We start from the raw sequence: 23,412 nt of genomic DNA, 5'->3' as shown, positions 1-23,412 counted from the left end.
TCATGTCAATTCGCCCGGATACGCGGGTTGATGATGGCATAGAGCACGTCGACGATAAGGTTCACCGACATGACGATCAGCGCGATCAAAAGCAACCCGCCCTGCACGGTGAAATAATCGCGCTTGGAGATGGCGTCGATCATCCACTTGCCGATACCCGGCCACGAAAAGATGCTCTCGGTCAGGATGGCGCCGGTGAGCAGCGTGCCGACCTGCAGGCCGATGGTGGTGACGACCGGGATCAGCGCATTGCGGAAGGCATGCAGGCCGATGACACGGCGCGGCGCCAGGCCCTTGGCGCGCGCGGTGCGCACATAGTCCTCGCCCAACACTTCGAGCATAGCCGATCGCGTCTGCCTGGCGATGACCGCCAGCGGAATGGTGCCAAGCACGATGGTGGGCAGTATGAGGTGCGACACCGCCGAGCGGAAGGCGCCCTTCTGCCCCGAGATCAGGGAATCGATGGTCATGAAGCCGGTCACCGGCTTGAAGAAATAGAGAAGGTCGATGCGGCCGGAGACCGGCGTCCAGTGCAGCGTACCGGAAAACACGATGATCAGCAGCAGCCCCCACCAGAAGATCGGCATGGAATAGCCGGCGAGCGCGGTGCCCATGGTCAGCTGGTCGAACCAGGAGCCGCGGCGGATGGCGGCGAAAATGCCGAAGGCGACACCGAAGATGACGGCGAAGATCATGGCGAAGATGGCGAGTTCGACCGTGGCCGGGAACCGCACCAGGAAATCCTTCAGCACCGGTGTCTTGGTCGAAAACGAGGTGCCGAAATCGCCGCTGAGGATGTTGGTCAGGTAGGTCAGATACTGTTGCCAGATCGGCAGGTCGAAACCGAACTGATGCATCAGCGCCGTGTGGCGTTCGGGCGACAGGCCACGTTCGCCCGCAAGCACCAGCACCGGATCACCGGGCAGGATGCGCACGAAGCCGAAAGCGAGGATGGTTATCCCGATAAAGGTCGGGATGATGAGGGCGAGCTTGCCGAGGATGTAACGCAGCATGGCGGGCGAGGTGGGGCGGCGCCCTGTGGCGCCGCCCCGTTTCGCGAACCTTATTCGGCGATATCGACGCCGTCAAAGCGATGGATGCCGAGCGGATCCATCGCAAAGCCGGAGACGGTCTTCTGCATCGGCATGAACACCTTGGAGTGGGCGAGCGTCGCCCACGGTGCCTGCTCCTTGAAGATGACCTGCGCCTGTTCGTAGAGCTTGGTGCGCTCGGCCTGATCGGAAACCGTCTTGGCCTTGTTGATGAGCGCATCGAAGTCCTTGTTGCACCATTCCGCGCGGTTGTTCGAACCGACGGACGCGCAGCTCAGGAGCACGCCGAGGAAGTTGTCCGGATCGCCATTGTCGCCGGTCCAGCCGACGATGACGGCGCCGTCGTGATCGACCGCCGAAGCGCGCTTGAGGTATTCACCCCAATCGTAGCTGACGATGTTGACGGTGACGCCGACCTTGGCGAAGTCGGCCTGGATCAGCTCGGCGGTGCGGCGCGCGTTCGGCATGTACGGACGCGACACGGGCATGGCCCAGACGTTCATCTTGAGGTCCTTGACGCCGGCCTCTTCAAGCATCTTCTTGGCCGCGTCCGGATCGTAAGGATCGTCCTTCACATCCTTGTTGTAGGACCACATGGTCGGCGGGATCGGGTTGATCGCCACCTGGCCGGCGCCCTGGAACACGGCGTCGATAATGGCCTTCTTGTTGATGGCCATGTTGAGCGCCTTGCGGACGCGCACGTCGTCGAACGGCTTCTGCTGGGTGTTGTACATCAGCGCGCCGACGTTCAGGCCTTCCTGCTCCGCGACCGTCAGGTTCGCATCAGCCTGCAGGCCGGCGATGTCGGCCGGTGCCGGATACGACATGATGTTGCATTCGCCGGCCTTCAGCTTCTGCGCGCGAACCGCCGGATCGGTGGTGATGGCGAACACCAGATCGTCGATCTTCTGCTTGCCGCCCCAATAGTCCGGGTTGGCCTTGTAGCGGATGGCGGCGTCGGTCTGGTAGTCGACGAAGATGAACGGGCCGGTGCCGACCGGCTTCTGGTTGAACAGTTCAGGCGTCTTGTCGGCCTGCAGCTTGTCGGCATATTCCTTCGAGACGATCGAGGCGAAATCCATGCCCAGCGTCGGAATGAAGGTGATCGCCGGTTCCTTGAGGGTGAACTTCACCGTCAGGTCGTCAACCTTCTCGACCTTGGTGATGTTGTCGCCGAACTGATCATTGTAATACTGATAGGCGATGCCCGGTATGTACTGGAACCAGGGGCCGTTCTTGTCGACCTGGCGCTGGAACGAGAACACCACGTCGTCGGCGTTCAGGTCGCGGGTCGGGGTGAAGTAGTCGGTGGGCGCGAATTTGACGCCCTTGCGCAGCTTGAAAGTATATTCCTTGCCGTCGTCGGAAATGGTCCAGCTATCCGCCAGGCCGGGCGAGACCGAGGTCTTGCCGTGATCGAATTCGACGAGGCGGTTGAAGACGGTACGCGAGGACGCATCGAACGTCTGTCCCGCAGTGTACGGCGCCGGATCGAAACCTTCTGGCGACGCCTCCGCGCAGTAGACCAGAGTTTTCGCGTTGGCCACGCCGCCCAGGACGCTTGCAGCCAGCAACGCGGCTGCAAAAGTCAATTTCTTCTTCATTGAGCACTCCCTGATGTTCTTCCAAGCCCCTCTATCAGGCTCGCGAAGCGCGCATATAAGCACCGTTTTTCCGGGTTTGGAACACCCCGTTTGCTTACCCCGCGGGAAGCAGGAAAAAAATCCGCCATTTTGCTAAACGGCAGAAAAAATTAGCAGTTTCTTCTATTCACGATATTATTAACGACCGCATTTTTTTATTGATCCGACGTCCGGCGACAAGGGCGCCGCGCCCCGTCTTCATCGGCCGCGGAAGCGCGAAGATGCCGGTTCCAGCTGTGGCCCGCGGGAAAGATTTACGGCGGCAAATCTTTCGGCGTCCTGCCGCTGGGGCAAGACTTGCACCGCCGCCGATAGAGGCAATACATAGATGGACAACTGGCGGCAGCGGAGGGCGTCTCCATCAATCCGGGGGCGGTGCGGCACAGGCCAACGAGAAACAGGCGACCAGGGTTGTCGAGGAGGAACGGGTGGCAAAAGCGTCGAAGAGCCCAGTGAAAGCGCCGGCCAAGGCGGCCTCGAAACCAGCCGCCGGTGGAGACGGGCAAGGCAAGGCCGCGGGCAAGGCAGCGACCGCGAAGGCGGCGGCCAAACCCGCCAGGAATGCCCCACCGGCAAAAGCCGCGGCCACGGCCAGGACCGCCACGAAGCCGGCTACGAAGGCCGCGCCGGCGAAGGCGTCCGCGGCGAGGACCGAATCGGGCAAGACCGCGACGACGAAGAACTCGCCACCAGCAAAGACCGCACCGGCCTCGAAGCCGGCGACGGCGACCAGCCAGCGGCTGCCGAAGGCGCTGACCGAACTCGCCGCCGGCCTGCCGCAAAAGCCATGGCTCAACAGCTATCCCAAGAACATGCCTGCCGAGATCGGCGCCCTGCCCTACGGTTCCATCGGCGACTTCCTGGTGGGCGCCTGCAAGCAGTTCGCCGGTCAGCCGGCCTTCACCTGCATGGGCAAGTCCATCACCTACGCCGAACTCGAGCAGCTTTCGGCGGCCTTCGGTGCCTATCTGCAGTCCACTGGATTGCAGAAGGGCGCGCGCGTCGCCCTGATGATGCCGAACGTGCTGCAGTATCCCGTGGCGATGATGGCGGTCGCCCGCGCCGGCTTCACGGTGGTGAACGTCAATCCGCTCTACACGCCGCGCGAACTGGAGCATCAGCTCAAGGATTCCGGGGCACAGGCCATCGTCATTCTCGAAAACTTCGCCAACACCTTGCAGGCGGTCGTCGCCAGGACCTCGGTCAAGCACATCGTCGTCGCGGCCATGGGCGACCTGCTCGGCGGCCTGAAGGGTTCGATCGTCAATCTGGTGGTGCGCCGCGTCAAGAAAATGGTGCCGGCCTGGTCAATGCCCGGCCATGTCAAGTTCAATGCGGCGCTGAAGGCCGGCCGCGGCATGGCTTTCAAACCGGCCACGGTGGCCGCCAGTGATGTCGCCTTCCTCCAATATACTGGCGGCACCACCGGAATCTCGAAAGGCGCGACCCTCTCGCACAGCAATGTGCTGGCCAATGTCGCGCAGAATGCGCTGTGGCTGCAGGACGCCTACACCGTCAAGCCAAAGCCGGCGCATCTCAACCTCGTCTGCGCACTGCCGCTTTACCATATCTTCGCGCTGACGGTGAATGCGCTGATGGGCATGCAGATGGGCGGCCAGAACATACTGATCCCCAATCCGCGCGACATTCCCGGCTTCGTCAAGGAAATGGGCAAATATCCGATCCATATCTTTCCGGGCCTCAACACGCTGTTCAACGCGCTGCTCAACAATGAGGACTTCCGCAAGCTGGACTTCAAGCCGCTGCTTCTGACCTTGGGCGGCGGCATGGCGGTACAGAAGGGCGTCGCCGAACGCTGGAAGGCGTTGACCGGTTGCCCCGTCAGCGAAGGCTATGGCCTTTCGGAGACCTCGCCGGTGGCGACGGCCAACAAGTTCAGTTCCGGCGAGTTCACCGGCACCATCGGCCTGCCGCTGCCCTCGACAGAAATCGCCATCCGAGACGACGACGGCAACAACGTGCCGCTGGGCGAGGTCGGCGAGATCTGCATCAGGGGACCGCAGGTGATGGCCGGCTACTGGAACCGGCCGGACGAGACCGCCAAGGTGATGACCACGGACGGCTTCTTCAAATCGGGCGACATGGGTTTCATGGACGAACGCGGCTACACCAAGATCGTCGACCGCAAGAAGGACATGATCCTCGTTTCCGGCTTCAACGTCTATCCGACCGAACTCGAGGAGGTCGTGGCGGCGCATCCAGGCGTGCTCGAAGTGGCCGCGATCGGCGTGCCGGACGAGCACTCGGGCGAAGTGCCGAAGCTGTTCATCGTCAAGAAGGACCCGGCCCTGACCGCCGAGGCCATCACCGCCTTTTGCCGCGAGAACCTGACCGGCTACAAGCGGCCCAGATACATCGAGTTCAGGACCGAATTGCCAAAGACGCCGGTCGGCAAGATCCTGCGGCGGGCGTTGCGCGAATAGTGGCCGACGATCCCGCCGACTTCGATGCGCCCGGCCGACGCCTTGATCCGGCAGAATTCATCAGGACGAATCTGCGCCTTGCCCCAGTGCGGGCGCTTCCTGAAATCCAGCTTTACACCGCTCACCCGGGCAGCGGGCTGAGGCGGCTCGTCGGGTCCGGCGACGACCTGGACGAGTCCGAGCCGCAGCCACCCTATTGGGCCTATGCCTGGGCCGGCGGCGCGGTGCTGGCGCGCCATATTCTCGACCATCCGGAGATCGTGACGGGCCGCCGCGTGCTCGACCTCGGCGCCGGCTCGGGCCTTGTCGCCATCGCCGCCGCGAAGGCCGGCGCAGCGGAAGTGATCGCCGCCGAGATCGACCGCAACGGCGTCGCCGCGATCCGCCTCAATGCCGCGGCCAACGCCGTCGAGATCACCATCTTCGACAAGGATCTCACCACAGGCCCGCCACCGGCCGCCGACCTCGTGCTGGCGGGCGACGTGTTCTACTGCCGTGAGGTTGCCTTGCGGGTTATGCCGTTCCTCGACCGCTGCCTGGCATCAGGCATCGAGGTACTGGTCGGCGACCCCCGCCGCAACGATTTGCCGCTGTCGCGGCTGCGATTGATCGCTGAATATGAGGTGCCGGATTTTGGGGATGGGATGCGGGGTGCGAGGAGGGCGAGCGGGGTGTTTTTGTTTGAGGCGGAAGAGCGGTAGGGCGCTGGGCGCAGGCCGATAGCTGGAACGGCCGGGGTTCGAGCCAGTGCTTGCTTAGGTCGAATGAACGTCTGGTTAGCGCCTAATTCCGGTCGTTCATCCACCGATTCCTGTGGAATGGCGCGCCCGGCATAGCGAAGATGGGCACTCAGACCATTGGCAAATTGCGGTGTCACTTAACTCGTTTGCATGCTGATCGGCAAAGCGCAGCAGACCCGCTAGGGTCAGGAGCCATTGATGTGAGGCGCGTGATCTGATTCAGGCTCCGCGACCCTAGACCCGCCTTTATCATGGTCCCCAACCAGGCTTCCGATCAGGTTTCGGACCCAGCGGTGGCCAGCATGCCTATGACATCTCTCGTGCCAAATCAGACTGACATTGAATTGTTCACCTAGCCAGGGCAGGTCAACCATCATGAGCTTTTCTGATTGCCTGAGAAATAGGCGCCTTGGCACGAGTGCAACCAAATCACTATCTAAGACGATCTCCGGCAGGAGCAAAAAGGAGGCCGCTGACACGACGACGTTGCGTCGGTAACCAAGTGCCGCCAAAGCACTGTCCACTGGCGTTTCGAAGTCGCCGCCCCGCGGTGACACCACGACGTGTTCCAATTCGACATATTCGTCTATTGTCATACCCGATTTTAGCCGAGGATGACCGTGTCTTCCTATGAGGACATAAGTTTCGTCGAATAAGTGACACGTCCGTAGGTGCGGGGCCGACCGCTCGGGAGTAGCGATAACAAGATCGACTTCTTTATTCCCCAATTGCTGCTCCACCAGCTCGGGCACCAGATGCCGTACGGCCACCCGTACTCCCGGCGCCGTCTGCCGGAGAGCCAAGACGAACGGCATCACCACTGCTGCCTGGATATAGTCAGAACAGCCGATCGATACGGTAAGCTCGGCCTTGCCGGGATCAAAGTCCTGATGAGAATGTAACGCGTTGCGCACGTGATCCAGCGCGTCTCTCAGTTGCGGTGCAAGTTCGATTGCCTTGGCGGTCGGGATCATGCCTCGACGAGTCGGGAGCAGAAGCGGGTCGTCAAACAAATCCCGAAGCCGTGCTAGTTGCGCGCTTACAGCCGGCTGACTGAGGTGCAGTTGATCTGCCGCTTTCGTTACGTTTTGTTCGGCAAGCAGCACTTCGAGCGTCGCCAAGAGATTGAGGTCGATGCGACTGTCATTCACCGTGTCTATTCCTAGTCGCCGTTTAATCATTTCTATATATGATCATCGCGGCGCTGCCCGTCAACGGCTTGGCCGCCTAATGGGAAGCTGTCTGTGTTGGCGTCGGGCCGCTGGCGCGAAAGCGATCGCTGCTGTTCCTACGATTGGTAGAGAGCCGCCAAACTGGAGCGGAGGGAGCCGTGCGGCACCGACGGGCCAATCGAACGCCCGCGTGAAAGTGCCAACGTGGCGATCAGCGGTTAGATATCCGCTATCTGGATAGCACGGGTCAAGATAATCGATTTCACAAATCTTAGTCAGATACTCATGTTGAGGCCAGCCGGGCTTCCAATCCCGAGCCGGAGGCATCGAGTGATCTCAGTCAGCATCCCATACCCGACTAGCTTAGCGCGCGCTTTGGCGCGAACTGCTGCAACGAAACAAGCATTCTGCTGGTGATCGAGGAGCCTCGCCGCGCCGTCAACAGTGTAAGTATCGAAATCGATGTCGGCATCATCGAGCCGAGCGCGCCCGGCGGGCACGCAAAATCCCCGAAAACGTCTGGGTCACCAACGCGCAAGCCCTGGCGCGCAATTGATACCGATCGGGAACATCAGACACAGCTCTCAACAACTACGGAGACCATCTCGTGAAAAGAAATATTCTCATCGTTTACGCACACCCTGAGCCCACTTCGCTGACACGGCAGCTGGTCGACGTGACCGCTGAGATGTTGTCGGCGGCGGGGCACACCGTGGTCCATTCGGACCTCTACGGCATGAAGTGGAAGGCGGGGTACGACGCCGATGACTTTCCGATGCGCAACAACCCTGAGCGACTGTCGTTCATCATGGAATCGGGCCATGCTTACGCAAGCGGGCATCAGACGCCCGACGTGATCGCCGAGCAGCAGAAGCTGCTCGCGGCCGATGCTGTGGTCCTGCAATTCCCGCTGTGGTGGTACGGCGTGCCCGCGATCTTGAAGGGCTGGATAGAGCGAGTCTATGCCTTCGGTTTTGCCTACGGCTATCAGAATGGCTCCAACGAGTTTCGCTTTGGCGACGGCATCCTCAAGGGCAAGCGAGCGCTGGTCAACGTGCAGGCAGGCGGCCCAGTGGCCGATTATGGCCCGCGGGGTATCAACGGGCCGATAGAGCAACTGTTGTTCCCGCTGACTCATGGCGCGCTGTTCTATCCCGGCATGGACGTGCTCCCGACGCACGCGGTCTATGGCGCGGGTCACGTTTCCACGGCGGAGGAAGTGGACGCGATCAAGGCAGCATGGCGTGTACGTCTCGCCGGGCTATTCACCGACAAGCCGATTCCCTTCCGTTCGCAAAACGGCGGCGACTTCCCCGATCGCCACACCATGGCCGACCACGTTGCGCCGGGCCAAACCGGCCTCGCCGCGCACTTTGCCGATCTGATCGACGCATAAAGAGCAACACCGATGTCGCCTGCATTGTTCGCGCTTGCCGTGGCGGCCTTCGCCATCGGCACGACGGAGTTCGTCATGATCGGGCTTGTCCCGGATGTCGCGCGCGATCTTGCGGTAACGATACCCCAAGCCGGTCTGCTTGTGACTGGCTATGCCCTGGCCGCGACCGTTGGGGCGCCGACGGTCACGGCCCTTACTGGAAGGCTTCCCCGCCGCGGGCTTGTGGTTGGACTGATGAGCCTGTTCACGCTCGGTAATCTGCTTGGCGGCGCTGCACCGACTTATGAAGTGCTGCTGGCCGGTCGGATCGTGACAGGAGTGGCGCACGGCGTGGTCTTCGCCGTCGGCGCGCCGATTGCGATGAGCCTGGCGGATCGTGAGCGCGGCGCGCGGGCGGTGGCGACGATGTTCGCAGGGCTCACCCTTGCAATGGTCATCGGTGTCCCGTTCGGCACAATCGTCGGACAGAGCCTTGGGTGGCGTGCACCGCTGCTGGCGGTGGCTGTGCTCGGCTGCCTCACGGCAGCGCTATTGCGACTTTTGTTGCCGCGGGAAATTCCCCACGCTCCGCCCGCCGGTTTAAGGTCGCAGTTCGCCGTATTGGCGAAGCCCCGCCTCCTGGCGCTCTATTTCATCGCCATGAACGGGTTCGCGGATCATTCGTGGTTTTCACCTTTCTCGCACCGCTGCTGACGGAGGTAACCCACGTGTCTCCTGCCGCAGTCAGCTTGGCGTTCATGGCATTCGGCGCAGCTGCGGTGGTCGGGAATTTTGGTGGGGGCCGGCTTAGCGATGCACTCGGCACGCGGCGCAGCCTGATGGCAGCGCTGGTCGGTCTGGTCCTGGCCCTTGCGACGCTGCCCTTTTCGACCCCGCACGTCCTGACAATGTTCGCCAACCTGCTCCTCTGGTCTGCCTGCTGCTTCTGTCTTGGCCCGATCGTTCAGTCTGGCGTGGTCGCGGCCGCGGAAGAGGTCGCGCCCGACGCGGTCGCGACTGCTTCGGGTGGAAAGCGGACATTGCGCCTACGGCAACGCCGACCTGCATAGCAGACGTTTTGCCGTGGCGCCGTTCGCAAAAAGGATGGCGTTTCAGGAAACGTTGTGCGCAGCTTTCAGTTCAGTCGGTATTACCCTTCGGCGGTCAACGTCGTCAGCCGTTTAAGCGGAGAACATCATGATTTCACCCTACATAATAAACATTCCTGACGAACGGCTCGCCACGATCAGAGCCAAGGTCGAGGCTTATGACTGGAGCCAGCTGCCGGATGCGGGGGGCTGGTCAGCGGGGGTCGGGGTTGATGACCTCAAGCGACTCGCCGCGTATTGGCGGTACAGCTACGACTGGCGTGCGGTCGAACGGCGCCTCAACGCGCTGCCCAACTTCACGGCCGACGTGGAAGGCGAGCACCTCCACTTCGTTCATGTGAAGGGCGACGGCTCCAAGCCGCCCGTACTGCTTCTCCACGGCTGGCCGGGCTCGTATCTCGAGTTCGAGCGGCTGTTGCAGCCGCTCGCAGCGGACGGGCACGACGTTGTCGTCCCCTCGCTTCCTGGCTTCGCGTTCTCCAACCCGATCACGCGCCCGATCGGCCCGCGGCGGGCTGCTGCACTCGTGCATGGGCTGATGATACAACTTTTCGGCGACGCGCGGTATTTCGTTCAAGGGGGCGATTGGGGCCACGGCATCGCGGCCTGGGCAGCGCATGATCGACCGGACGCTCTGCTCGGCATTCATATCAACATGATGACCGTGCGTGCGGAGGATGCCGCTCCGACGACCGACGAGGAGAAGTCCTTCGCCGCCAAGCGTGCCGCGATTGCCGATCGGGAGAGCGCCTACTTTCACGAGCAGGAAACCCGTCCGCAGACGCTCGGCGTCGCGATGGCCGACAGCCCGGTCGGAGCGGCGGGCTGGATACTCGAGAAGTTCGGCAAGTGGGCCGATCTTCCGACAACCGCCGATGGCGACCCCGACATCTGGAGCAAATTTTCCGAGGAGGAACTCCTCACCAACATCATGCTCTACATCGCGCCGGCATCGTTCGTGACGGCAACCTGGATCTACTACGGCAGCCGGCTTGAGGAGTCGCGGATGCTTCCGGCCGGCACCCGCATCCAGGTGCCGACCGGCGTTGCGGCCTTCCCCGATCCAGTGTTCTTGCCGCCGCCGCGCTCGTTCGCGGAGAAGACCTACAACATCGTGCATTGGACCGACATGCCGCGGGGCGGGCATTTCGCCGCGCTGGAAGAGCCGGAACTGATGCTGGCCGACCTGCGCGCCTTTATCGCGACGGTGTCGGGAGCGCGCTTTGGCTGCTTTCGGGACCATGGATTGACTGCCTAAACGTCTCCAATTGGAAGCTTCCTGCCATTCGGAAGTGCCCGCCGCGCACGGCAGTTATCCAATCGCCAAGACCCGAAAGCTGACTGTCCGCTCACGGCCCCATCTCGGCCATCGAAGTCAAACCACCTTCCCACCCCTTCTCCGGATCACGCCGTCTCCTTGACCCGTGCGGCCAGGAAATCCGGCAGGTCGGCAACCGAATCCAGGATGACGTCGGCGATCTCGGCCAGCGATTCGCGGGTGCCGGTGCCGGAAAGCACGCCGACCGCGAGGCCGCAGCCGCCGGCGCGCGCCATTTCGAGATCGTGCCTGTTGTCGCCGACCATGGCGATCTCGCTTGGCTTCAGGCCGGTGAGGTCGCAAAAGGCCTGGATGGTGTCCGGGGCCGGCTTGGGATTGGCGACGGCGTCATATCCGTAAGCGGCATCGAACAGTTGTGCGACGCCGAGCGTGACCAGCGTTTTTTCGGCGCCGCTGGTCGAATCGTTGGTGGCGACGCCAAGCCGGTAGGATCGCTTGTGCAGCAGGGCCAGCGTGTCGACGACATCAGGCAGCGCCACCGCCATCGCCGAGCCCTGCACCGAGGTAATCTCGTTGAAGCGGGCGACGGCCAGCATCTGGTCTTCGTTGGACAGGCGCGGAAACCACAGTTCGACGACGTCGAGATTGGTGCCGGAGGCAAAGATGGAGTCGGGCTTGAAGCGCCGGTTGGCGAAATCGAAACCGGCCGCCGCCAGCAGCCTGTCGGCCTTCCAGCGATCGCCGTCGGCTGCATCCATGGCCATGAAATCGGCAACGCCGAGCCAGGTCGCGTTGAAATCGACAAGTGTCCCGTCCTTGTCGAACAATATTCCCTTGATGTCTGCCAAACTTTTCACTCCGAACCACGCAATTGGCGGATGTATCCCACAAGGCCAGCGGTCGACGCGTCGCGCTTGGCGGCACTTTCCTTGCCTTCCACGACAGGCAGGAGGCCGGTCGCCAGTTCCTTGCCGAGCTCTACGCCCCACTGGTCGAAGGAGTTGATGTTGAACAGCGTTCCCTCGACGAAGACGCGGTGCTCGTAGAGCGCGATCAGCCGGCCGAAGGTGCGCGGGTCGAGCTTGCGGTAGAGGATGGTCACCGAGGGCCGGTTGCCGGAGAAGACACGGTGCGGCGCGATGCGGTCGACATCGGCCGGCTTCATGCCCTTGGCCAGCATCTGCGTGCGTGCCTCGTCCAGCGTGCGGCCCTTCATCAAGGCTTCCGACTGCGCCAGGCAGTTGGCGAGCAGCAGGTCATGCTGGTGCTTGAGATCAGGCTCGTGGCCGACCGCGGCGGCGAGGAACTCGACCGGGATCAGATCGGTGCCCTGATGCAGCAGTTGGAAGAAGGCGTGCTGGCCGTTGGTGCCGGGCTCGCCCCAGACCAGCGGCCCGGTCGGCGTCGTCACCGGCGTGCCGTCAAGGGTGACGCTCTTGCCGTTCGATTCCATGTCGAGCTGCTGCAGATAGGCCGGCAGCCGTGACAACCGCTGGTCGTAGGGGATGACCGCGCGGGCCGGATAGCCGCAAATCACGCGGTGCCACCAGCCGACCAGCCCCAGGAGCGCCGGCAGGTTCTTCTGGAGCGGCGCGGTGCGGAAATGCTCGTCCATCTCGTGCGCGCCGTCGAGGAAGGCGCGGAAATTCCGCGGGCCGATGGCGATCATGACCGGCAGGCCGATCGCGCCCCACAACGAATAGCGGCCGCCGACCCAGTCCCAGAAGCCGAAGACGCGATCCGGCTCGATGCCGAATTTGGCCACCAGGTCGAGCGCGGTCGAGACGGCGGCGAAATGCTTGCCTACGGCTTCCTTGCCGAGCGCTTTCTGCACCCAGTCGCGCGCCGTCTGCCCATTGGTCATCGTCTCGACCGTGGTGAAGGTCTTGGAGGCAATGATGAACAGCGTGGTTTCGGCGGACAGCCCCTTCAGCGTGTCGTGGATATGGGCGCCGTCAATGTTGGAGACATAGTGCGCGCGCGGACCGTCATGATAGGGGGCGAGCGCCAGCGTCGCCATGGCCGGACCAAGGTCCGAGCCGCCGATGCCGATGTTGACGATGTCGGTGATCTTCTTGCCGGTGGCACCTGTTGCCTTGCCCGAGCGGATCGCCTCGGCGAAAGAGCCCATCGCATCGAGCACGGCAACGACATCCGCCTTGACGTCCTGGCCGTCGACCGTGACCCCCTTGCCGCTGAGGTTGCGCAGCGCCGTGTGCAGCACGGCGCGGTCTTCGGTGACGTTGATCTTCTTGCCGGCGAACATGGCGGCGCGGCGGCCTTCGAGATCGGCGGCGGCGGCGAGCTTCTCCAGCAGATTCATTGTCGCCGCGTCGACGGCGCATTTAGACCAGTCGAGCAGGAGGTCACCATCGGTGGCGGAGAATGCCTTGAAGCGCTGCGGATCGGCGGCGAAGACCTGGCGCATGTCGCCAGGCGCCGCGGCGCGATGATCGCGCAGGGCGGCAAGCTGTTTCTGGAAGGCTGACTGATCCACTGGCGGGGACTCCTGGCGTTTTGGACGCACCATATCAGACCGGATGTTTCCGGCGCGTGTCGTCGCGCCACAACTATTGAGCCGAATTCCATCCGGTCAATACGCGGCGATGACGCAGCGCATCACGATGCGATGACACAATGTATCGGGTGGCGAGGTGGCCGCGGCTTATTTCGAGCTTGAAGGATCACTGGCATAAATCCCAAAGATCAGAAAAATTGATTGGCGCAACCCCTTGTGCCACGGTTACGTTCGGCTGGTCCAGCCAAGCAAAAAAAGCTGGCCATCGAGGAACATCTTCCATGCCACAGAGAAACGACACGGCGATATGGTCCGGCCTGTTCCGGATTTCGGCTGAATCCGGCCAAACCCTCCAGGCGCAGATCCGCCAAGCCATCGTGGCCGCCATTCTCGACCGCCAGATCGCCGCTTCGATGCCGCTTCCCTCCTGCCGGATCCTGGCCGAGAAACTCGGCGTGGCGCGCGGAACGGTGGTCCTGGCTTTCCAGCAGCTCGTCGACCAGGGTTTCCTGGTGGCGCGCGAGCGGCGCGGCCATTTCGTCAATCCGGACGTGCTGGCGACACCCGCCAAGCCGCACCAGAAGGCGCCCGACCAGGCCAACGAGATCGACTGGAAGGCGCGCCGGCAGATCGCGGCCAGCGACATGCCGCCGCCGGCCAAGCACGAGAACTGGATCAAGTCGTCCTACCCCTTCGTCTACGGCCAGTTCGACCCGGCGCTGTTCCCGACCGCCGAGTGGCGCGAATGCAACCGCATGGCGCTGGCCGTGCTGGAGATCCGCAACTGGGCGTCCGACATGGTCGACCGCGACGATCCGCTGCTGATCGAGCAGATCCAGGCACGGCTCTTACCCAGGCGCGGCATCTTCGCCAATCCCGACGAAATCATCGTCACGCTGGGCGCCCAGAACGCGCTCTACATGCTGGCCTCGCTGCTGATGACCAAGGGCTCGAAAGTGGCGATGGAGGATCCGGGCTACCCCGATGCACGCTCGATCTTCCGCCTCGCCGGCGCCGACATCCAGCCGGTGCCGGTCGACCAGTCCGGCATCGTAACCTCCTCTATTCCCAGCGATTCCGGCTTCGTCTTCGTCACCCCCAGCCATCATTGCCCAACCATGGTGCCGCTGTCGGCCGAGCGGCGGCAGGACCTTCTGGCGCGCGCCAACCGGCACAACCAGATCATCATCGAGGACGGCTATGACAGCCAGCTTCTCGACGAGGCACCGCAGCAGGCGCTGAAGAGCCTCGACCGCTCCGGCCGTGTCGTCTATGTCGGCTCGATGTCGAAGACGCTGGCGCCGGGCCTGCGGCTTGGCTACATCGTGGCCTCGGCTGGACTAATCGCCGAACTCAGGGCGCTGCGCCGTTTCATGCTGCGCCATCCGCCGGCCAACAACCAGCGCGCCGTGGCACTCTTCCTGTCGCTCGGCCATCACGAAGCGCTGGTGCGGCGACTGTCGAGCGCCTTCGACGAGCGGCGCAAGCGCCTGGTCCATGCGATTTCCGCCTTCCTGCCGGAATGGCGCTCGACCGATTCGGCCGGTGGCACATCGCTGTGGCTGGAAGGGCCACGGGGTACCGATTCCCGCGGCTTGGCTGAGGCCGCCGCCTCGCGCAGCGTCATCATCGAGCCGGGCGACCGCTTCTTCGACCGCACCGAAAAGCCTTCGCGTTTCATGCGGTTGGGCATTTCCTCGATCGCGCTGCAGCACATCGAGCCCGGCATCCGGGAATTGGCCACCGCCGCTGGCCGCAGGCCCGCCGCCGCCTGATCCATTCTCGATCCTTTGATGGGAGCCGCCTTCAAGCGGCTCCCGTTCCCTTTCTTCTGGCATACTCGACTGGAACCGCTGGCTCATAGGCTGTGCCAATGCCGGCGGCATAGTCGTGGCACAAAGGGGAAGAAGCAGCCGATGGTGGACCAACCGCCGCGCTGTTTCTCAGGAAAGGTGGAGTGTTTTCCATGTCAGTGGTTCTTGAAAAGCAGGAAGCAGCGGCGGATCAACGCTCGCGCCGTTCCGGCGGGCGCGAAGCGCGTCGCGCGATGCGGGCAGCGCCGCTCGCCGACGACATCAAACCGGTGCGTGCCGGCCTCGAGGGCGGCAGCTACGGACCACTCAAGGGCAATGACCGCGAGCGCATCCACGAAGCTGTGCTGACGCTTCTGGAGACCGTCGGCTTCGCCAACGCCATCCCCTCCTGCATCGAGGCGCTGACCCAGGCCGGCGCCACCTATGGCGATGACGGCCGCATCCGGTTCCCGCGCGCGCTGGTGCTCGAGACGATCAAGAAGGCGGCACGGAATTTCACCTTGCACGGCCAGGATCCCAAACACGACATGGTGATCCAGGGCAAGCGCGTGCATTACGGCACGGCGGGTGCCGCCGTGCATCTGGTCGATGTCGAGAAGCGCGAATACCGTGAGTCGCTGCTGCAGGACATCTATGACGCGGCCCGCATCGTCGAAGGGCTCGACAACATCCATTTCTTCCAGCGGCCGATGGTGCCGCGCGACATTCCCGATCCGCTCGAAATGGATTTCAACACGCTCTACGCCTGCGTGATGGGCACGTCCAAGCATGTCGGCACCTCGTTTACGGTGCGCGAGAACGTGCAGCCGGCGCTCGAAATGCTCTACGCGATTGCCGGCGGCGAGGAGAATTTCCGCGCCAGGCCGTTCGTGTCGAACTCGAACTGCTTCGTCGTGCCGCCGATGAAATTCGCCGAGGACGCCTGCGGCGTGCTCGAAGCATGCGTCGAAGGCGGCATTCCGATCCTGCTCTTGTCGGCGGGACAGGCCGGAGCCACGGCGCCGGCGGCGATTGCTGGCGCGGTGGTGCAAGCGGTGGCCGAAGTGCTCGCCGGTCTGGTCTATGTCAACGCCATCAAGCCGGGGCATCCGGCGATCTTCGGCACCTGGCCGTTCGTATCGGACCTGCGCACAGGCGCCATGTCGGGCGGCTCGGCCGAACAGGCGGTGCTGACCGCCGCCTGCGCCCAGATGGCGCAATTCTACGACCTGCCGGGCGGCTCGGCCGCAGGCATGACGGATTCGAAGCTGCCCGACATCCAGTCCGGTTATGAAAAGGGCATCACCGACGTGATGGCCGGCCTTGCCGGGCTCAACCTGGTCTACGAATCGGCCGGCATGCATGCCTCGCTGCTCGGCTTCTGCCTGGAAAGCCTGATCATCGACAACGACATGCTCGGTCATTGCCTGCGCTGCGTGCGCGGCATCGAGGTGACCGACGAAGCGCTGTCGATCGCCACCATCGCCGATGTCTGCCTGAAAGGCCCGGGGCACTATCTCGGCAACGAGCAGACGCTGCGGCTGATGCAGACGGAATATTTCTATCCCGCCGTTGGCGACCGGTTTTCGCCGAAGGAATGGAATGAGAAGGGCCGGCCCGACATCTTGCAACGGGCGATCATCGAGAAGAAACGCATCCTTGCCGAGCGCTTTCCGTGCCACGTGCCGAAGCTGCTCGACGACAAATTACGCGCCCGCTTCGGCGACATGATCAAGCTGCCGCGCGGCGGCATGGGCGGCTGAGCGCAGCTATTCGGCTGCCAGCCCGTAGCGCTCGACGACCTCGGCGTTGATCAGCTTGGCGTGCAGCGCCATCAGCACGATCTGGGCATCGAGGCCGTCGCCGGTTTCGAGAGCCGCCTCGATCCGGCGCTCCGCGTCGAGCCGCTGTTGCGGACCTTGTGCCCGCTCGAAGGTTTCCGGTCCGGCAATGCAGTAGCTGAACAGGGTAGCCACCCGCGGATAGGCCCGCGGCGGCGGTTCCTCGGGCCAGTGGTCCTTCATCAGATTGACGATGGTGAGTTTTACGCCCTCCGGGACCAGGGCCGGATGCAGGTCGGCACCGCGCAAGGCCGCATCGAGCTGCCGCAGATCACCCGAGCGGCCGAACATGCCGAGAAAGCCAAGGGAAGAGCGTCGTTGCGCCATGAGTGTCCAATCCGTTTTCCCACCAGTTAGGTGGTTGGCCGGCGGAATACAAAGATAGTGACCGGCGTCTATCCGCTCACCGCCAGCAGCAAGACGCCGGCCAGGGCCGACCCGGCAAGTGTCGGCAGCATGCCGACCTTCAGCCTGAGGATGGCAATCATGGCGGCGCAGGACAGCAGTGCGGCGCGCCAGTCAATCGACGACGGCACCGGCACGTTCATGCCGAGGCCCAGTTTGCGCACGTCGTGGAAGATAACGTGCAAGGCAAACCATAGAGCCAGGTTCAGGATGACGCCGACCACGGCGGCGGTGATGGCGCCGAGCGCAGCCGACAGAGCCTTGTTGCCGCGCAGGGCCTCGATATAGGGCGCGCCGAGGAATATCCAGACGAAGCAGGGCGTGAACGTAACCCATAAGGTCAGCAGCGCTCCAAGCGATCCGCCAAACAACGGGCCTATCGCGCCGGAGTGGCGAAAGGCTGCGATGAAGCCGACAAACTGCAACACCAGAATGAGCGGCCCCGGCGTGGTCTCGGCAAGCCCGAGGCCGTCGACCATCTCGCCGGGCGCCAGCCAGCCGAAGGATTCGACGGCCGCCTGTGCGACATAGGCAAGAACCGCGTAGGCGCCGCCGAAGGTGACGACCGCCATCAGGCTGAAGAAACCGCCTATCTGCGTCCATACGCTGTTTGTCCCGGTGAGCGCCCAGAGCAACAGAACCGGCCCGAGCCAGATCGGCAGCCAGATCGCGATAATGCGCGGCGCATGCCATCTTGTCGGTCTGGCATGGGCCAGTTCGCCGCGCTCGAACATCAGGTCGACCGCGCCCTTGATGTCGGGAGCATCGTTCTTGCCGTGCGCCACGCCGGAAAACAGGGCTGGCGCGAGGCGGTTTCCCGCCCATCCCACCAATCCCGCAATCAGGACAATGAGCGGGAACGGAATGCTGAGCACATAGATGCCGAGAAAAGCGCAAAGCGCGATCGCCACCATCACCCGGTTCTTCAAGGCGCGGCGGCCGATGCGAATCACCGCCTCGACCACGACCGCGAGCACGGCGGCCTTGACCCCGAAGAACAGAGACTCGACCAGTGGGACATCGCCGTAGAGCGCATAGAGGATGCTCAAGGTGAGCATGACGAGCGCGCCCGGCACCACGAACAGGATGCCGGCGACGAGACCGCCGACCGTCCTGTGCAGCAGCCAGCCGATGTAGATGGCAAGTTGCTGGGCCTCGGGACCGGGCAGCAGCATGCAGTAGTTCAAGGCATGCAGGAAACGCTGCTCGCCGATCCAGCGCCGGTCCTCGACCAATTCCTTGTGCATGAGCGCGATCTGCCCCGCCGGCCCGCCGAAGCTCAGCAATCCGATCTTCGCCCAGAGTTTCGTGGCTTCACGGAAGCTCGGGACCGCCGGTGCCTCGACGATGTCGGCATTTTTCTGGGACATGAGGCTGCTCATGTCGGCTTCGCCCCGCTCGGCCAGTTGTGCGTCTCCTCGGTGGCGTCGCGGCACCAGCGGAAGAACGCGTCATAGAGAAGCATCCCCGCCTCCAGCTGCTCCAGATCGTCGCGGAACATGCGTGACAGGCCAAGCGAGGCGGCAAGGAATCCGGCGGCTTGGGGAACGAGATCGAGCCTGGCGGTGTCGGCCGCGCGCACGATCGTGGCAAGGCGATCGAGTGCCTGGGATTCCAGCCCGAACTCCTCGATCATCGTGTCGAAGGTGCAGCGTTCGCCGCGATGGCTCCAGAACACATTGTCGATGTCGAAGGGCACGGCCTGAAAGCGGTCCGCGACAGCAGGCACTTCGACCGCCTCGACAAAGAGGAAGACCGCATGCGGATCGACGAAGCGCCGGATCAGCCAGGGGCAAGCGATGCGATCGACCTTGGGGCGAGCCCGCGTCACCCAGACGGTGCGGCCTTTTTCATCGCGGGACGGGATCTTGGCGGCGTGGACCAGTAGGCCGCCGGCATCACGCCAGGCCTCGAAACCGCCTTCGAGGGATTCGGCGGCAACGCCCTGGTGCCGCAGCCAGGCGGCCACGCCTTGCGAGAGCTTTTGCCCCTTCTGGCAGACCACGGCCACCTGGCTGCCGGCAAGGTCGGCTGCCCAGGTCGAGACGGTCTTGAAGTTGCGCCGGTGCGAGGCCGGCAGCGGGCGCGGGTCGGCATCGTAGTCCTCATCGAGGCGGACATCGACGATTACAGGCGCGCCGGGCAAACCAACCAGACGGGATAGTTGCTGTACGGTAATTTCGGTTGTTGACGGCATGGCGTCCACCTCCTGAAAAGAGAAGCTTGGACGCGAACATTGGGCTGACGCCTCACGGGGTGGTCGCGGTGCACCCCTTGCGATGGATGTTGGAATTGTTGCGCGGTCTTGTCAAGGACGCAGCATCCGCGGCTACGCCGTCAGAGCGGCGGCCTGATCGATCAGGCCGCCGGTCCTCGTCCATCCATCATCCGTGACCAGCCAGGAATAATCGATGACTATTCCCGGGAATAATCAGTGATTGTCGCGAGGCACGCCCATGGTATGGGCGACATCCTGGTATTTCACAGCCGGCTTCAGCACCATGCCGGCCGAGAACTGGTCGACCATGCCGCGCTGGATCTCCTGCCATGGCGTCTGGTGCTGGGGATAATGGTAGCCGCCATCTTTCTGCAGCTCGGCGCGCCGCCGCGTGATCTCGTCGTCGCTGACGAGGATGTTCGCGGTGCCTTTCCTCAGATCGATGCGGACGCGGTCGCCGGACTTGAGCAACGCCAGACCGCCGCCGACCGCGGCTTCCGGCGAGGCATTCAGGATCGACGGCGAGCCCGACGTGCCGGACTGGCGGCCGTCGCCGATGCAGGCCAGCGCGTGGATACCCTTCTTGATGAGGTAGGCCGGCGGCTGCATGTTGACGACCTCGGCGCCGCCGGGATAGCCGACCGGGCCAGCGCCGCGCATGAACAGGATGGTGTGCTCGTCTATGCCTTGCGCCGGATCGTCGATGCGGGCGTGGTAATCCTCCGGCCCATCGAAGACCATGGCGTTGCCTTCGAAGGCTTCCGGGTCGTTCGGGTTCGATAGATAGCGCTCGCGGAATTCGGGCGAGATGCCGCTCATCTTCATGATCGCCGAATCGAACAGATTGCCCTTGAAGTTGATGAAGCCGGCATCGGCCTTCAGCGGCTCGGCCACGGTGCGGATGACATCGGTGTTCTCGTTGGCGACCCCCTTGCAGTTGTCGCCGATCGACTTGCCGTTGACGGTCAGGGCATCGGGGTGCGGCAGCATTCCGGCCTTCATCAGCTCGGCCACCACGGCAGGCACGCCACCGGCATGGTGATAATCTTCGCCGAGATATTCACCCGACGGCTGCAGGTTGACGATGAGCGGCACCTTGAGACCGACCTTCTGCCAGTCGTCATTGTCGAGCGGCACGCCGAGATGGCGGGCGATCGCGTTGAGATGGATCGGCGCGTTGGTGGAACCGCCGATCGCCGAATTGACGACGATGGCGTTTTCGAAGGCCGCGCGGGTCATGATGTCGGACGGTTTCAGGTCCTCGTGCACCATGTCGACGATGCGCTTCCCGGTCTCATAGGCGATCTGGCCGCGCTCGCGGTACGGCGCCGGGATGGCGGCCGAACCGGGCAGTTGCATGCCGAGCGCCTCGGCCAGCGAATTCATCGTGGTGGCGGTGCCCATCGTGTTGCAGTAGCCCGTGGACGGCGCCGAAGAGGCAACGATGTCCATGAACTCGTCATAGTCGATCTCGCCGGCCGACAGGCGCTGGCGCGATTCCCAGACGATGGTGCCCGAGCCGGTGCGCTTGCCCTTGTGCCAGCCATTGAGCATCGGGCCGACCGACAGCGCAATGGCCGGGATGTTGACGGTGGCCGCCGCCATCAGCAAGGCAGGCGTGGTCTTGTCGCAGCCGATGGTCAGCACGACGCCGTCCAGCGGATAGCCATAGAGCACTTCGACAAGGCTGAGATAGGCGAGGTTGCGGTCAAGGGCGGCAGTCGGCCGCTTGCCGGTCTCCTGGATCGGGTGACAGGGGAATTCGAAAGGAATGCCGCCCATCGAGACGATGCCTTCGCGCACGCGCTTGGCGAGCTCGATGTGGTGCCGGTTGCAAGGCGAAAGATCAGAGCCCGTCTGGGCGATGCCGATCAGCGGCTTGCCCGACATCAGCTCGGCGCGTGTCAGCCCGTAATTCAGGTAGCGCTCGAGATAAAGCGCCGTCATTCCCGGATTGTCGGGATTGTCGAACCACTCCTGCGAGCGGAACTTTTTCTTTTTCGTAGGGGCGCCAGCCATCATGGTCTCCGTATTTGTATGACAAATCGATATGACAACGCGCGGATGCAGGCAAGGGGCACGCGTGATCTGAATCCGGACTTTGGTGCGATAGACAGCTATCGAGCCGCGCGCTACGACCAATCCGACATCGGCGATCGGGGAGGTTTTGATGGCTTTGGTGATCGAAGGCGAGGAACGTATCGCCGCACCCGTGCAGAAAGTGTGGGAAGCGCTGAATGACCCGGCCGTCCTGAAGGACGCCATTCCGGGCTGCCAGAGCCTGGAAATGAAATCGGCGACCGAGATGGCGGCGACGGTGGTGCTGAAGATCGGGCCGATCAAGGCGACCTTCAACGGCGAAGTGACGCTGAAGAATCTCAAGCCCCCGCATGCCTACACCATCCAGGGCGAAGGCAAGGGCGGCATTGCCGGCTTCGCCAAGGGCGGTGCCGATGTCACCCTGACCGCCGACGGGCCGGACGCGACGGTCCTCAAATATGCGGCCAAGGCGGAAGTCGGCGGCAAGATCGCGCAACTCGGCAGCCGGCTGATCGAATCGACCTCGAAGAAACTGGCCGGACAGTTCTTTTCGGCATTCGGCGAGAAAGTCGGCGGCTGATCCCTCCCCTTGAGGGTCACTCAAACACGATGCTCGGCACAGCCGCTTCCGCCGCGCCGCGTTCCTCGTTGACCCTGTCCCAGACCTTGGAAGCGATATCGCGATAGATTTTCGCCTCGGCGCCCTCGGGCTTGGAGACAACCACCGGCGTGCCGGCGTCCGAGCTCTCGCGAATTCCCATTTCCAGCGGCACCTCGCCGAGGAAGGTGACGCCCAGCCTCTCTGCCTCGCGGCGTGCGCCGCCATGGCCGAAAATATCGTAGCGCTTGCCGGTATCCGGGGCGAGGAAGTAGCTCATGTTCTCGACGATCCCGAGCAGCGGCACATCGACTTTTTTGAACATATTGAGACCCTTGCGGGCATCGATCAGCGCCAGGTCCTGCGGCGTCGAGACGATGACGGCGCCGGCCAGCGGCACCTGCTGGGCCATGGTGAGCTGGGCGTCGCCGGTGCCGGGCGGCATGTCGACGACGAGCACGTCGAGCCGCCCCCATTCGACCTCGCGCAGCATCTGCGTCAGCGCCGACATCACCATCGGCCCGCGCCAGATCATCGGCGTCTCCTCATCGACAAGGAAACCCATCGACATCACCTTGAGGCCATAGTTCTCCATGGGCTTCAGAATCTTGCCGTCGACCGTCTGCGGCCGGCCATGGATGTTGAGCAGCCTGGGCATCGAAGGCCCATAGATGTCGGCATCGAGCACGCCGACCCGCAAGCCATTGGCGGCAAGACCGAGCGCCAGATTGACGGCCGTGGTCGACTTGCCGACGCCACCCTTGCCGGAGGCGACCGCGATGATCGCCTCGATGCCGGGCACACCGCGCTTGCCGTGGCTCTGCGAAGCAGGAGCATGCGGAGCCGCGCGCGGTGCGGCGGCGGGCGGTGCCGGCCTGGGTGCTGGGCGCGATGGAACCGGCGCCTCCATGCCGCCGCCTTTCTTTTCAGCCGTCAGCGCGACGACCGCGCCGGCAACGCCGGGAATGGCCTTCACCACCCGCTCGGCGGCGGCGCGCAACGGCTCCATCTCCGGGGCGCGCGCGGCGGGAACGGTGATCGAGAAGAACACTTTCGAATCGGCAATGAAAATCTCGGAAACCATGCCGAGGTCGACGATGTTGCCGGTGAAATCCGGCCCGTTCACCGTCTTCAGGCGCTCGGTGACGATTTCCTTGGTAATGGACATGGCGGTTATTCCCTGGC

Annotated in this window: 19 protein-coding genes; 9 read left to right on the top strand and 10 right to left on the bottom strand. The window is 63.4% G+C overall.

Annotation, left to right across the window (positions count from 1 at the left end):
- Positions 1–5: 5 nt before the first annotated feature.
- On the bottom strand, positions 6–1,013 hold the full coding sequence (locus tag EN845_RS25335; protein ID WP_127870693.1) for an ABC transporter permease subunit: 1,008 nt from the start codon (positions 1,011–1,013) through the stop codon (positions 6–8).
- A 50-nt stretch (positions 1,014–1,063) separates the two neighbouring features.
- Positions 1,064–2,656: an ABC transporter substrate-binding protein gene (locus EN845_RS25330; protein ID WP_127870692.1), complete on the bottom strand. Its 1,593-nt coding sequence runs from the start codon at positions 2,654–2,656 to the stop codon at positions 1,064–1,066.
- A gap of 467 nt (positions 2,657–3,123) precedes the next feature.
- Between EN845_RS25330 and EN845_RS25325 the strand changes: the two genes are divergently transcribed.
- The gene (locus EN845_RS25325) at positions 3,124–5,139 is read left to right on the top strand and encodes a long-chain fatty acid--CoA ligase (protein ID WP_127870691.1); all 2,016 of its coding nucleotides are present in this window, start codon (positions 3,124–3,126) and stop codon (positions 5,137–5,139) included.
- Positions 5,136–5,840, top strand: a complete 705-nt coding sequence (locus tag EN845_RS25320; RefSeq protein ID WP_127870812.1) for a 50S ribosomal protein L11 methyltransferase — start codon at positions 5,136–5,138, stop codon at positions 5,838–5,840. Before EN845_RS25325 ends, EN845_RS25320 begins: the two co-directional genes overlap by 4 nt.
- 224 nt (positions 5,841–6,064) lie before the next feature.
- Here EN845_RS25320 and EN845_RS25315 read toward each other — a convergent pair whose 3' ends face one another.
- Positions 6,065–7,030, bottom strand: coding sequence for a LysR family transcriptional regulator (locus EN845_RS25315; RefSeq protein ID WP_127870690.1), 966 nt, complete (start codon positions 7,028–7,030; stop codon positions 6,065–6,067).
- Between the two features lie 628 nt (positions 7,031–7,658).
- Between EN845_RS25315 and EN845_RS25310 the strand changes: the two genes are divergently transcribed.
- The 4 genes from EN845_RS25310 to EN845_RS25300 all read left to right on the top strand — a co-directional run bounded on the left by EN845_RS25310 (position 7,659) and on the right by EN845_RS25300 (position 10,793).
- Positions 7,659–8,447 (top strand): NAD(P)H-dependent oxidoreductase, encoded by a 789-nt coding sequence (locus tag EN845_RS25310; RefSeq protein WP_127870689.1) that lies wholly within the window; start codon positions 7,659–7,661, stop codon positions 8,445–8,447.
- A gap of 12 nt (positions 8,448–8,459) precedes the next feature.
- Complete coding sequence (locus tag EN845_RS25305; RefSeq protein WP_245511801.1) at positions 8,460–9,140, top strand: MFS transporter; 681 nt, start codon at positions 8,460–8,462, stop codon at positions 9,138–9,140.
- Entirely contained in the window at positions 9,110–9,496 is a 387-nt protein-coding gene (locus EN845_RS36165; RefSeq protein WP_245511800.1) for an MFS transporter, read from the top strand. Before EN845_RS25305 ends, EN845_RS36165 begins: the two co-directional genes overlap by 31 nt.
- 127 nt (positions 9,497–9,623) lie before the next feature.
- Positions 9,624–10,793 (top strand): epoxide hydrolase family protein, encoded by a 1,170-nt coding sequence (locus EN845_RS25300; RefSeq protein ID WP_127278326.1) that lies wholly within the window; start codon positions 9,624–9,626, stop codon positions 10,791–10,793.
- A 146-nt stretch (positions 10,794–10,939) separates the two neighbouring features.
- Here the strand turns inward: EN845_RS25300 and EN845_RS25295 are convergent, their stop codons facing one another.
- Both EN845_RS25295 and pgi read right to left on the bottom strand, forming a co-directional pair.
- On the bottom strand, positions 10,940–11,662 hold the full coding sequence (locus EN845_RS25295) for an HAD family hydrolase (RefSeq protein ID WP_127870688.1): 723 nt from the start codon (positions 11,660–11,662) through the stop codon (positions 10,940–10,942).
- 5 nt (positions 11,663–11,667) lie between these two features.
- On the bottom strand, positions 11,668–13,344 hold the full coding sequence (gene pgi / locus EN845_RS25290; protein WP_167531462.1) for a glucose-6-phosphate isomerase: 1,677 nt from the start codon (positions 13,342–13,344) through the stop codon (positions 11,668–11,670).
- A 269-nt stretch (positions 13,345–13,613) separates the two neighbouring features.
- Between pgi and EN845_RS25285 the strand changes: the two genes are divergently transcribed.
- Both EN845_RS25285 and EN845_RS25280 read left to right on the top strand, forming a co-directional pair.
- The gene (locus EN845_RS25285) at positions 13,614–15,107 is read left to right on the top strand and encodes a PLP-dependent aminotransferase family protein (protein ID WP_127870686.1); all 1,494 of its coding nucleotides are present in this window, start codon (positions 13,614–13,616) and stop codon (positions 15,105–15,107) included.
- Positions 15,108–15,298: 191 nt separating this feature from the next.
- Positions 15,299–16,888: a trimethylamine methyltransferase family protein gene (locus tag EN845_RS25280; RefSeq protein ID WP_127870685.1), complete on the top strand. Its 1,590-nt coding sequence runs from the start codon at positions 15,299–15,301 to the stop codon at positions 16,886–16,888.
- Between the two features lie 6 nt (positions 16,889–16,894).
- Here EN845_RS25280 and EN845_RS25275 read toward each other — a convergent pair whose 3' ends face one another.
- The 4 genes from EN845_RS25275 to EN845_RS25260 form a co-directional block, all read right to left on the bottom strand.
- The gene (locus EN845_RS25275; RefSeq protein ID WP_127870684.1) at positions 16,895–17,293 is read right to left on the bottom strand and encodes a hypothetical protein; all 399 of its coding nucleotides are present in this window, start codon (positions 17,291–17,293) and stop codon (positions 16,895–16,897) included.
- A gap of 68 nt (positions 17,294–17,361) precedes the next feature.
- Positions 17,362–18,753: a chromate efflux transporter gene (gene chrA / locus EN845_RS25270; protein WP_127870683.1), complete on the bottom strand. Its 1,392-nt coding sequence runs from the start codon at positions 18,751–18,753 to the stop codon at positions 17,362–17,364.
- Entirely contained in the window at positions 18,750–19,568 is an 819-nt protein-coding gene (locus EN845_RS25265; RefSeq protein WP_127870682.1) for a sulfurtransferase/chromate resistance protein, read from the bottom strand. Before EN845_RS25265 ends, chrA begins: the two co-directional genes overlap by 4 nt.
- A gap of 234 nt (positions 19,569–19,802) precedes the next feature.
- Entirely contained in the window at positions 19,803–21,608 is a 1,806-nt protein-coding gene (locus EN845_RS25260; RefSeq protein ID WP_127276409.1) for an IlvD/Edd family dehydratase, read from the bottom strand.
- 151 nt (positions 21,609–21,759) lie between these two features.
- On the opposite strand from EN845_RS25260, the gene EN845_RS25255 reads away from it, so the two are divergent.
- Positions 21,760–22,209: a carbon monoxide dehydrogenase subunit G gene (locus tag EN845_RS25255; RefSeq protein WP_127276411.1), complete on the top strand. Its 450-nt coding sequence runs from the start codon at positions 21,760–21,762 to the stop codon at positions 22,207–22,209.
- A gap of 16 nt (positions 22,210–22,225) precedes the next feature.
- Here the strand turns inward: EN845_RS25255 and EN845_RS25250 are convergent, their stop codons facing one another.
- Positions 22,226–23,395 carry an Mrp/NBP35 family ATP-binding protein gene (locus EN845_RS25250; protein ID WP_127276413.1) on the bottom strand — a complete coding sequence of 390 codons (1,170 nt, stop codon included), beginning with the start codon at positions 23,393–23,395 and terminating at the stop codon, positions 22,226–22,228.
- Positions 23,396–23,412: the final 17 nt, after the last annotated feature.

Origin of the sequence: Mesorhizobium sp. M8A.F.Ca.ET.202.01.1.1 (assembly GCF_004791595.1) — a bacterium.
GTDB lineage: Bacteria > Pseudomonadota > Alphaproteobacteria > Rhizobiales > Rhizobiaceae > Mesorhizobium.
The sequence above is the reverse complement of the archived record's forward strand: the minus strand, read 5'-3'. Positions and strand labels throughout refer to the sequence as shown.

Excerpts from the sequence above, each read along its gene's own strand:
- EN845_RS25335 (WP_127870693.1), bottom strand. The coding sequence starts at position 1,013 with ATGCTGCGTTACATCCTCGGCAAGCTCGCCCTCATCATCCCGACCTTT.
- EN845_RS25330 (WP_127870692.1), bottom strand. The coding sequence starts at position 2,656 with ATGAAGAAGAAATTGACTTTTGCAGCCGCGTTGCTGGCTGCAAGCGTC.
- EN845_RS25305 (WP_245511801.1), top strand. The coding sequence starts at position 8,460 with ATGTCGCCTGCATTGTTCGCGCTTGCCGTGGCGGCCTTCGCCATCGGC.
- EN845_RS25300 (WP_127278326.1), top strand. The coding sequence starts at position 9,624 with ATGATTTCACCCTACATAATAAACATTCCTGACGAACGGCTCGCCACG.
- pgi (WP_167531462.1), bottom strand. The coding sequence starts at position 13,344 with ATGGTGCGTCCAAAACGCCAGGAGTCCCCGCCAGTGGATCAGTCAGCC.
- EN845_RS25285 (WP_127870686.1), top strand. The coding sequence starts at position 13,614 with ATGCCACAGAGAAACGACACGGCGATATGGTCCGGCCTGTTCCGGATT.
- EN845_RS25280 (WP_127870685.1), top strand. The coding sequence starts at position 15,299 with ATGTCAGTGGTTCTTGAAAAGCAGGAAGCAGCGGCGGATCAACGCTCG.
- EN845_RS25275 (WP_127870684.1), bottom strand. The coding sequence starts at position 17,293 with ATGGCGCAACGACGCTCTTCCCTTGGCTTTCTCGGCATGTTCGGCCGC.
- chrA (WP_127870683.1), bottom strand. The coding sequence starts at position 18,753 with ATGAGCAGCCTCATGTCCCAGAAAAATGCCGACATCGTCGAGGCACCG.
- EN845_RS25265 (WP_127870682.1), bottom strand. The coding sequence starts at position 19,568 with ATGCCGTCAACAACCGAAATTACCGTACAGCAACTATCCCGTCTGGTT.
- EN845_RS25260 (WP_127276409.1), bottom strand. The coding sequence starts at position 21,608 with ATGGCTGGCGCCCCTACGAAAAAGAAAAAGTTCCGCTCGCAGGAGTGG.
- EN845_RS25255 (WP_127276411.1), top strand. The coding sequence starts at position 21,760 with ATGGCTTTGGTGATCGAAGGCGAGGAACGTATCGCCGCACCCGTGCAG.
- EN845_RS25250 (WP_127276413.1), bottom strand. The coding sequence starts at position 23,395 with ATGTCCATTACCAAGGAAATCGTCACCGAGCGCCTGAAGACGGTGAAC.